Source organism: Pseudomonas sp. GM102 (assembly GCF_000282555.1).
Classification (GTDB): Bacteria; Pseudomonadota; Gammaproteobacteria; order Pseudomonadales; family Pseudomonadaceae; genus Aquipseudomonas.
Genome location: NZ_AKJB01000008.1, coordinates 26172 through 36728, shown reverse-complemented (window position 1 = coordinate 36728; position 10557 = coordinate 26172). Strand labels below are relative to the sequence as shown.

Annotated in this window: 9 protein-coding genes; 3 read left to right on the top strand and 6 right to left on the bottom strand. The window is 60.9% G+C overall.

All coding sequences use genetic code 11. The features are described from left to right. Window positions 1-137: 137 nt before the first annotated feature. Entirely contained in the window at window positions 138-695 is a 558-nt protein-coding gene (locus PMI18_RS27070) for a PQQ-dependent catabolism-associated CXXCW motif protein (protein WP_007895140.1), read from the top strand. Window positions 696-752: 57 nt separating this feature from the next. Continuing rightward, window positions 753-1418 carry a response regulator transcription factor gene (locus PMI18_RS27075; protein ID WP_007895134.1) on the top strand — a complete coding sequence of 222 codons (666 nt, stop codon included), beginning with the start codon at window positions 753-755 and terminating at the stop codon, window positions 1416-1418. 160 nt (window positions 1419-1578) lie between these two features. Here the strand turns inward: PMI18_RS27075 and nahK are convergent, their stop codons facing one another. The 6 genes from nahK to PMI18_RS27105 all read right to left on the bottom strand — a co-directional run bounded on the left by nahK (window position 1579) and on the right by PMI18_RS27105 (window position 9471). Then, complete coding sequence (gene nahK / locus PMI18_RS27080; protein ID WP_007895133.1) at window positions 1579-4176, bottom strand: hybrid sensor histidine kinase/response regulator NahK/ErcS'; 2598 nt, start codon at window positions 4174-4176, stop codon at window positions 1579-1581. After that, on the bottom strand, window positions 4145-5308 hold the full coding sequence (nosP, locus tag PMI18_RS27085) for a nitric oxide-sensing protein NosP (RefSeq protein ID WP_007895131.1): 1164 nt from the start codon (window positions 5306-5308) through the stop codon (window positions 4145-4147). Before nosP ends, nahK begins: the two co-directional genes overlap by 32 nt. A 240-nt stretch (window positions 5309-5548) precedes the next feature. Further along, window positions 5549-6733: a porin gene (locus tag PMI18_RS27090; RefSeq protein WP_007895130.1), complete on the bottom strand. Its 1185-nt coding sequence runs from the start codon at window positions 6731-6733 to the stop codon at window positions 5549-5551. Between the two features lie 209 nt (window positions 6734-6942). Beyond that, window positions 6943-7749, bottom strand: coding sequence for a sulfite exporter TauE/SafE family protein (locus PMI18_RS27095; protein ID WP_007895129.1), 807 nt, complete (start codon window positions 7747-7749; stop codon window positions 6943-6945). Window positions 7750-7758: 9 nt separating this feature from the next. Further along, the gene (locus tag PMI18_RS27100) at window positions 7759-9003 is read right to left on the bottom strand and encodes an NAD(P)/FAD-dependent oxidoreductase (RefSeq protein ID WP_007895128.1); all 1245 of its coding nucleotides are present in this window, start codon (window positions 9001-9003) and stop codon (window positions 7759-7761) included. A 132-nt stretch (window positions 9004-9135) separates the two neighbouring features. Continuing rightward, window positions 9136-9471 (bottom strand): ArsR/SmtB family transcription factor, encoded by a 336-nt coding sequence (locus PMI18_RS27105; protein ID WP_026331709.1) that lies wholly within the window; start codon window positions 9469-9471, stop codon window positions 9136-9138. Window positions 9472-9575: 104 nt separating this feature from the next. Here PMI18_RS27105 and PMI18_RS27110 point away from each other — a divergent pair, with 104 nt between their 5' ends. Continuing rightward, complete coding sequence (locus PMI18_RS27110; RefSeq protein ID WP_007895126.1) at window positions 9576-10439, top strand: MBL fold metallo-hydrolase; 864 nt, start codon at window positions 9576-9578, stop codon at window positions 10437-10439. The last annotated feature ends 118 nt before the right edge of the window (window positions 10440-10557 follow it).

The following is a 10557-nucleotide window of genomic DNA, read 5'->3' as shown; positions in this document are numbered from 1 at the left end:
CGGAGCGTGGGAACGATCAATATCCGGCAATCCAGCACAAAATTACTACTTTAGTACTGGTTTACCTGTCTATCGTCGCATTCACAACGCACCGCTACTGGCATGTAATGGGTTCATAACTATAAGGACTGAACCCCATGCCGCGTGCACGACGTGTTCTGCTGTGCCCTTCTCTCGCCGCGCTGTCGCTGAGCCTGTTGCTGGGCGCGGCGCAGGCTGAATCAGCGCTGTTTTCCGCCGAGGGTTATCGCATCGGTCTGTACCGCAGCCCGACCCCGACTCAACTCCAGGGCGCGAGTATCATCGACACGCCGGCCCTGCAAAACCTGCTCAAGCAGACGCCGCAGCCGCTGCTGATCGATGTCTACCGCCGGCAATGGCTGCAAGGCCGTTTCATCGAAGATGAGCCCCATGAAAACCTGCCTGGCAGCCATTGGCTGGCCAATACCGGTGACGGTGACCTGACGCCCCCGTGGCAGGATTATTTCGCGCACAACCTGCAGCAATTGACGGCGGGCGACCTGACTCGACCGTTGGTCTTTTACTGCCGCTCCGATTGCTGGTTGAGCTGGAACGCGGTAAAACGCGCCGCGTCCATAGGCTATAAAACACTGTATTGGTACCGCGACGGACTGGATGCCTGGCAAGCGGCGAACCTGCCCGTGACGCCGGCCCGGCCCGAGCCCTTTCCCTGACGTGAGCGCTTGCGTGTTGTAGCCACACCCGGATCAAAAATAATGAGGTGAAAGGCCATGTACAAAATTCTGATTGCCGACGATCACCCGCTGTTTCGCGAAGCCATTCATAACGTCATCAGCGACGGTTTCCCCGGCAGCGAGGTCATGGAAACCGCCGACCTCGACAGTGCCCTGGCCCTGACCCAGGAACACGATGACCTGGACCTGATCCTGCTCGACCTGAACATGCCCGGCATGCACGGCCTCAATGGCCTGATCAACCTGCGCAACGAGGCGCCGACCATTCCGGTGGTGATCGTCTCGGCCGAGCAGGACAAACAAATCGTGCTGCAAGCCATCACCTATGGCGCGGTGGGGTTTATCACCAAGTCCTCGCCTCGGGTGCAGATGACCGACGCCATCCAGCAGATCCTCAATGGCAACGTCTACCTGCCGCCGGACATCATCCGCACGCAAAAAAGCGGCACTCATCGCCGGATGAATGACACCCCGAGCTTCCCACCCGAACTGCTCCAGGCGCTGACCCGCAAGCAGCTGCTGGTGCTTGAACGCATGACCAAGGGCGAATCGAACAAACAGATCGCCTACACCCTGGAAATCGCCGAAACCACGGTCAAGGCCCACGTCTCGGCGATATTGCGCAAACTCAATGTGCACAATCGGGTACAGGCGATTTTGAGTGCCGGGGATATTGATTTCGGGTCGTATTTGCGGCGCTAACTGCCTCAACCCGGTCTGAAAGCTGACCTGTGGCGAGGGAGCTTGCTCCCGCTCGGCTGCAAAGCAGTCGTAAATCCAGGCGACTCGGTGTATTTGAGAGTTTGTTGGGGGGCGCTTCGCGCCCCCAGCGGGAGCAAGCTCCCTCGCCACAGGTACGGTGTTATCTGGATGGGCCCAGCAAATGACTCATCGCCGTCTTGAGCTTCATCGGCCGCACCGGTTTGTGCATCAGGGTGTGGCCCAGTTCGCGGATCTGCTGTTTGAGTTCGTTGCTGTAGTTGGCGGTGATCATCATCGCCGGGATCGCTGAAGCGCGCCGGGCGTTGATGCGGGCCACGGCATCGACACCATTCTTCTCGTCATCCAGGTGATAGTCGGCGATCAGCAGGTCGGCTTCGTCGTGATAATTATCCACTTGCCGCGCCAGGTCATCCTCCGACAGCGCCGTGATCACCCGGCAGCCCCAACCTTCGAGCAAGGTGCGCATCCCCGCGCAAATCGCCGCGTCGTTGTCCAGCACCCACACCCGTGCACCGCGCAGGCGCTCGAGCATCGGTTCGCTCATCAACAGGTTCGGCAATGCCTTGGGCGCCGTGGCACTCAACGGCACTTCGACGGAAAACATCGAGCCTTTGCCCGGCCATGAACGCACGTGAATACGGTGGCCGAGAATACGGGCGATTTTCTCGACGATCGCCAGGCCCAGCCCCAAGCCGCGATCCTGATCCGGACGCTGCACATCACCGCGCTTGAACTCCTGAAAAATCTCCTCCAGACGGTTTTCAGCAATGCCCATGCCGCTGTCCCAGACCTCGATGGTCAGCCGCTGATGATGACGCCGGCAGCCGAGCACCACACGCCCGCTGTAGGTGTAGCGAATGGCATTGCTCAGCAGATTACGCAGGATCCGCGCGAGCAACTGAATGTCGCTGCGCACCAGCGCCGAACACGGAATGAAATGCAGCTCGAGGCCTTCGCTGCGGGCCACTTGGGTGTATTCGGCGGCGAGGTTTTCCAGCAATTCGCTGAGGGCGAATGGCGCAATGTCGGCCTTGATCACCCCGGCATCGAGTTTGGAAATGTCCACCAGCGTGCCCAGCAGGTTTTCCACGTCTTCCAGGGAGTTGCTCACGTTGCGCACCAGCGTCTCGTTGGCCACCGGCTCCCGGCGCTCCAGCAAGGCACTGGTAAACAACCGCGCGGCATTCAGCGGTTGCAGCAGATCGTGGCTGACCGCTGCGAGAAATTTGGTCTTCGACAGGTTGGCCTGCTCGGCCTCGAGTTTGGCCTCGCGCAAGCGTGATTCCACCCGGCGGCGCTCGTCGATTTCGCGCAGCAATTGGTCATTGAGGGTGGTCAGTTCAGTGGTGCGTTCGCGCACCCGCAACTCAAGGTTCTGATAGGCCTGATGCAGCGCCTCGGCGGTACGGCGGCGCTCGGTGATGTCGCGGATCAACACGAAAATCCCCACCACTTCCCCGGTGGCCAGGCGATTGGGCACGTAGGAGCGCAGCATGTAGCGCTCCTGATTGTTGATGTTGGTTTCGGCAAACTCGAACGTCACGCTCTCGCCGGCCAGGGCCCGGGCTACGTAGGCTTCCAGGCGCTGATAGTGCTGCTCGCTGTGGACTTCGCGCAGGCTCTGCCCGAGCATCACGCCCCGGGGCCAGCAGTACCATTCTTCGTAGACTTTGTTGGTGAATTCATAGACCAGATCGGCATTCAAGTAAGCGATCAGCGCCGGCACATGGTCGGTGATCAGGCGAATCCAGCGCTCACTTTCGCTGAGGGCTTCGGCGTGCTGGTAGCGTTCGGTGATGTCGGTAAAGGTGTTGACGAAACCGCCGGTGGGCAACGGATGGGTGCGGATTTCCAGCACCCGGCCATCGTAGAGGCGCTGCTCGCATTCCTGCACGTGCCGCCCGTTTTGATCGCGACTGGCCGGGGTCAGCAGGTTCAATTCGCTGTCGGCAATCACTTCGGCGAACGTTCGATGAGCCGCCACCGGGGCCAGGCCGCTGAGCTCCAGGAAGCGCCGGTTCCACAGTTCCAGAATGCCCTCGGCATTGACCATCGCCACCCCTTGGGACAGGTTGTCGACCGCCCGTTGCAACAAGTGCGACTTCTGCGCTACGGCCTGCTCACGGCGAAGGGTTTCGCTGAGTTTGACGTCGGTAATGTCAGTGAACAGGATCACCCGCCCGCCTTCCTGAGTCGGCCGTTCGCTGACTTGCAGCCAGCGCCCGTTGTGCAGGCGATAGAGCAGGTTTTCGTCGGCATGCCCGCGGGGTTCTTCGCTGAACAGTCCGGTCGAGGTCATCAACCGCTTGACCTCGCGCAGGCGCATGCCGGCATTGATCCGTACCCGGCTGTTGCCCCAGAACGCCTTGAAGCGGCTGTTGAACAGCACGATCCGCTGCTCGGCATCGAACAGCACAAAGGCGTCGGAAATGCTTTCGATGGCATCGATCAAGTGTTGATGGGCGGTTTCGGCCCGCAGCCGTGCCTCGCTGAGCAAATGATTGCCGGCCTTGAGTTCGGCCATGGCCTGGTTCAGGGCGTCGGTGCGCTCACGCACTTGCTCGGCCAGCACCACCGAATGCTGGAACGCCGCATACGGGTCGTTGCCCCGGGTGATGCCGGACTCGATGCGCTCGATCAGCGCGCCATTGATGCGCTGCAGTTTGTGGTTTTCGTGGCGCAGGCTGGCGATCTGCGCCTGCAGGTCAGCGCTGTCCAGGGGAGCGGCCTCGGGCAATGGCAACCCCGGTGAAGGTCTGGTTGATGTGCATGCCATTGAACTGTTCTCCATAGGTGTTGAAACCCATCACCCGCTGGTCCCGCAGAAACGTGCCGATCTGCTCGAGATTGCCGCCGTCTTCCAGTTCCAGACGCCTGAGAAAACAGTCGCAGCCGATGGTCAGCAACAGGTCCCCGAGACGCTCCTGCAAACCGTCGAACAGGTTTTGCAGATTCGGCAGCATGGGGCCGGGGGTCATGACGGTGAGGACGATGCCGTTTTCCACCGCACAGTAGAAACTCAGGCTCAGGTCCGGATGAACCTGCTGGATCGCCCGCACGTAATACTGATCATTGATTCGCACCGCCAACGGGTGCGCGGCAAAGATCCGATAATCGAGGTCGGCCACCGCGACGCCGATGTGTCGGGCGTACTCCTCGGCAGCCGGTTCAGCGTTGAGTTCGAACACCCGGCGCGAGGCGCTGTCGGCAGCGGTGACCACCAGTTTCTCAGCCCTGGGCAGAATGTGGTGAGTGGTAAAGACTTCGAAGTCCAGCCAGGTATTGACCAGCACCACCACCGCCGCGCCGCTGTGAAACTCGCCGCCGAAATACACGTGGGTATGGGTCAGGTAGTTGTCGTCGCCGGCCGATCCGCCGAAATGCGGAATGTCGCCCAACGCCGCGCTCAGGGCGGCTAGAACCATTTCTTCACGGCTGGACAAGCCATCGAGCAGGGTCAGGGCAAAGCTGTTGCCCTTGATCGGCGCCAAGGTGTTGCTGCGACAGCCACTGACCAGTCGCTCGACCATTTGCTGGGCATCGATCAGGCTGAAATGCTCCATTTCATCGATCAGTTCGGTGGAGATGGAAAAGTGCCGATGATCGAAGCCCACCGCCGTCACGCAGCTGCGACCATAACCTTGGGGGGTGATTTCCCCGGCACTGGTGCAGCCCACCAGACGAATGCCGCCGAAGCTCTGTTGCAATGCCTGCCCCAGCGCCTGCAAGTCGTACTCGGCGGAGCAGAAGAACAGCACGAAGCCCAAGTGGGGATGCAAGAGTTGTCGCGCCAGATCCTGAGCCGCTTGCTGGGCATCGATGGCCTGGGACATACCACTGACCACACCGTCGTTCTGAACCTGCTGCATCCTCGCCCCTCGCCGGTGCGCCTGTATGAGGCACGAGTGTACGAAGCCTGCGGGCGGCGGCGAATGCTACTTGGGTAGCGGGTGGGTGGTTCGATGGGATGAGAGCCGGACCGCATCTGCAAAACAGCACATTCCCCTGTAGGAGCGAGGCTTGCCCGCGAAGAGGCCGTCACATTCAATATTAATGTCGACTGACACACCGCTTTCGCGGGCAAGCCTCGCTCCTACAAAGGATTTGCGTTACCAGGTCAACACCGCCCCCACCGCAAACGTATCGGTGTCTTCATTCTGGGCCGTGGTGTCGTGGCCGTTGATTTCGAACTGGTTGTACTCGGCCACCAGCTTCAGGTTGTCGTTGACGTCATGGAACAGCGCAATGCCGCGAGTCTCGTAATCGGCACCGCTGCCGACCACGCCGTTGCCGTCGTCCTCGGTCTTGCCGTAAGACAATGCCAAGCGGTTTTTGCCCAGTTTGTAGGAGCCCTGCAACAGATAACCGTCGCTGTCGACATTGCGCAGGGTCGGCTCGCCCGCGTTGTTGGTGAAGAACGGGTTGATGCCCTTGGCCTGGAAACCGGAGCCGGTCAGCGACAGCCCGCCCATCTTCGCCTGCACGCCGTAGCCGACGCCTTTGGAGGTGACGGACTCGACGCTGGAGTCGGTGTTGTCCGACGTCTGGTAGCTGCCGTTGAGCCAGCTGTAAATCTTCGCCCCGCCGACGTCGAACTGATAGGTGATCTCGCTCTCGGTGCGCGGGTTCTCTTGGTACGCCTTGCCCGTCGCGCTGCTGTCGTTGGTGTCGACCGGGTCCATGATCCCGACCGCCACGCGCAAGCCGTCCATCACCGGGGTTCGATAGGTAATCTGCGAGGTCGGGAACGGGTACGGGTAGCCGCTGCCGATGTTGCCGAACGACACCCCGCCGCCGTCCACCAGGCCCAACGTATCGCTGACCTGACCATAACCGGCGAGCAATTCGTCGAGCAGGATGTTGGAGCGGGCAAACAGGCCAAAGTCCTTGCCGATCAGCACCTCGCCCCACTCTGGATTGGCCACCGTGCCGTAGAACTGCCGCACGTCGATGGCGGTGTCGGTGCCGTTGGTTTCGCTGTCGTTGATGGTCACCCAGAACGAGGCGCGGGCGCCGAGCTTGAGGTCATCGACCTGCTTGCCCATGTTGAAGCCCAGGTAGTTGGGCAGAAATCCCATCTTCACCCGCGCCTGGCGCCGGTCGTACTGCTCGCCGGCCCGGTCCACGTCGCTGTTCACGTAGAAGGCGTTGATGTAGCCATCCGTGGAGAACGTGGTCTGGTCCTTGTCGTACAGCATGATCTCGGCTTCGGCCATTGAGCTCAGGCCAAGGGACGACAGGCTGGCGATGAAGGCCGGCAAGAAACGATGCTTGAAGTTCTTTTTGTTGTGCATGACGCGCTCCGCAACGGGGGACTTGATGTCGGAGGCGATTATCGAAAGCGGACCGGCGGCGTCATACGCTGCCTTGGGGGCGGTTGTCAGGTGCTTTGGATTGGCGGGTAGCGCGCGGCAAATTCGGTGTAAGACCGCCCGCCGGACAGGCCCGGAACTTAGGGCGTACGCCTGTGGACCCGACTGGCGTCCACAGGAACCGGTGTCCGCTAGGCGAGCGCTCTAAACAGCATGTAAACAGCGATCACCACGCAGACGCTGGCGAAGCCGATCTGCAGCCCTCGGGCCGGCACCCGCGCGCAGAGTTTTCGACCGAGGATCATCCCGACGATGCTGGCGACAATGAACGACCCACCCAAACCATCGATCCGCACCCCGGCATGAAACGCGCCGATCACGCCGATCACCGAGATCAGGCTGATCACCATCAACGACGTGGCGACGATGCCGCGCATCTGCACATCGGTCAGTTGCTTGAACGCCGGCACAATCAGAAAGCCGCCGCCGACCCCGAGCAGCCCAGAGACAACGCCGGTCACCGCGCCGAGTGCCGCCAGGGTGGCGGTGCATTTGGCGGTCCAGGAAAAACGCCCGGTCTGCTGATCGAGCATGCAGTTCTTCTGGCCCCAGTTGGCGTGGCCGTGGTCGCTCGGGCCGTCGTCGTGCTTTTCCCGGCGCAGCATCCGCCAGGCCACCATGACCATCAGCAGACTGAACAGGACCATCAGGATCTTTTCCGGCAACTGATGAGCGAAGTAGATACCTACCGGCGAAAACACCGCGCCCAGCAGTGCAATCAACAACGCCGCGCGATAGCGCACCAGGCCATGGCGCAGACCGTCGATCGCACCGATCGCCGCCGCACTGCCCACCGCGAACAAGGCGACGGGCGCCGCTTGGGTCATGGTCAAACCCAACCCCAGCACCAGGGCCGGTACTGCGAGAATACCGCCACCGGCACCGGTCAAACCCAGCACCAGGCCCATGACCACACCGAAAAAACTGGCCAGCAACATAGGGTTCTCTCAGTCAACCTTGGACAGATGGGTCAGCCATTCACGGCCCTTGAGCAGGCCATTCCAGTAGAACCACGGCAGCAGGGTCGCCTTGAGAAACCAGGCTGAACGGCGCGGTACAATCGGGTCGAGGGGAAAGGTCGGCAGCAACTTACCGGCGTAACCGAACTCGGCGAGGATCACCTTGCCCTTCTCCACCGTCAGCGGGCAGGAACCGTAGCCGTCGTACTTGAGTGGCAACGGCTGTTGCTTGCGCAGGGCCAGCAGGTTTTGCGCCACCACTACGATCTGCTTGCGCGCGGCGGCGGCAGTTTTCGCGTTGCTGGTGGAACAGACATCGCCCAAGGCGAACACGTCTGGATAGCGCACGTGTTGCAGGCTGTGCGGGTTCACTTCGCACCAGCCAGCGGCGTCGGCCAACGGGCTCTGGCGGATGAAATCCGGCGAGACCTGAGGCGGCACGACGTGCAGCAGGTCGAAGGTTTTTTCTACTACGGTCACGACACCTGCAGCGTCCTTGACCTCGAACCACGCAGTTTTCGACGGCCCGTCAACCTTGACCAGATTGGAATTGAAGGCCAGCCGGGCGTTGTACTTTTCGATGTACTTCATGAGCGGCGGCACGAATGTCGCCACGCCGAACAACGCAGCGCCAGTCAGATTGAACTCGACGTCGAATTTGTTCAGAACCCCGGTTTTGCGCCAGTGATCGCAGGACAAGTACAAGGCTTTCTGCGGCGCACCGGCGCATTTGATCGGCATCGCTGGCTGGGTGAAGATCGCTTTACCGCCGCGCAATCCCTGGACCAGTTCCCAGGTGTAGGCCGCGTGCCGATAGCTGTAATTGGAGGTCACGCCGTTCTGGCCGAGGGTGTCCTGCAAGCCTTCGATTTTCTCCCAGGCCAGGCGCAAACCGGGGCAGACCACGAGGTTCTGGTAACTGACGGTGCGGCCATCGTCGAGGCTCAGCTGTTTGCTGTCGGGGGCGATGTCAGTCACGGACGCCTGCACCCAGGTGGCTTGGCGCGGCATCACCGAGGCCATCGGGCGCCCGGTGTTTTTCACCGAGTAAGCACCACCGCCCACCAGCGTCCACGCCGGTTGGTAGTAATGCTGGCTGGCGGGTTCGATGACGGTGATGTTTAAACCCGGATCGCGTTTCAGCAGGCTGGCAACCAAACCAATGCCGGCGGTCCCGCCGCCTATTACCACGATGTCGGCACTGATGGATGGGCCCCAGTGTTGATCGTTCATCATTCATTCCTTGTTATTGCACGCATGGCGCCGGGTTCAGTCCTGATGCCGGACATGTAGGAGCCAGGCTTGCCGGCGAAGGCGTCCTTAAAAGCGCCTTCGCCGGCAAGCCTGGCTCCTACGAAAAGCGGTTCAGCCCCAGCTTTTCAACACCGCTCCGCAGTACAGGCCGGACAGGGTCTTCATCACCTGAATCACTTCGTGACTGGCTAAACCATAGAATATGTACTTGCCTTCACGACGGGTGGCGACCAATCCCTCGTCGCGCAGGATGCCCAGCTGTTGGGACAGGGTGGGCTGGCGTACGCCGGTCATTTTTTCCAGTTCGCCGACGTTGCGCTCGCCCTGGGTCAATTGGCAGAGAATCAGCAAGCGGTCCTCATTGGCCAAAGCCTTGAGCAGCGCGCAAGCCTTGGAGGCCGAGGCCCGGAGCTGGGCGACTTCACATTCGGTCAGACTGGATTGCATTTGCAGGATGCCTTCGACGTCACTTAAGCTGCGGACATTATGTTTAAACATAAAGTGTTGCAACCGGTTATTGTCCTCTCGCCCCTTTCCACAGGTTCGTCCCCATGTCTGCGTTGATTGAAGCCTTCCTCGACCCCGGATCAAAGACCTACAGCTACGTGATCTACGAACACGATGGCGGGCACTGCGCGATTGTCGACCCGGTGCTGGATTACGACCCCGCCGCCGGGCGCACCGCGACCGTCCAGGCCGACAAAATCATCGCCTTCGTGCGCGAACATCAGTTGCAGGTGCAATGGCTGCTGGAAACCCATGCCCATGCCGATCACCTGTCGGCCGCGCCGTATCTGCGTCGGGAATTGGGGGGCAAGATTGCGATTGGTGAGTCGATCAGCACGGTTCAGGGGGTGTTCAAGACGCTATTCAACCTTGAACCGGAATTCAGCGTCGATGGTTCACAGTTCGATCACCTGTTCGCGCCAGACGAGTCATTCCGGATCGGCAATCTCAAGGCCACAGCCCTGCATGTGCCCGGCCATACCCCGGCGGACATGGCCTATTTGATCGACGGCGATATGATTCTGGTGGGCGATACGTTGTTCATGCCGGACGTCGGCACCGCGCGTTGCGACTTCCCCGGCGGCAACGCCAATCAGATGTTTGCCTCGATCCACAAACTGTTGGCCTTCCCCGCCAGCGTTCGCCTCTACGTCTGCCACGATTACCCGCCCACCGGCCGCGCTCCGCAATGCCAGAGCACGGTCGGCGAGCAGCGCAAAAGCAACATCCATATTCACGATGGCATTGATGAGGCGACCTTCGTCGCCATGCGCACCCGGCGCGACGCCGGGTTGGGCATGCCGACGCTGTTGTTGCCGGCGATTCAGGTGAATGTGCGGGCGGGGAATTTTCCACCGGCGGAAGAGAATGGTGTGACTTACCTGAAGATCCCGATTAATAAGCTGTAAACCCATTCGATCGTTCCCACGCTCCGCGTGGGAATGCCGCCAGGGACGCTCCGCGTTCCGCTTCCGAATGTGACGCAGAGCGTCACGGGATGCATTCCCACGCGGAGCGTGGGAACGA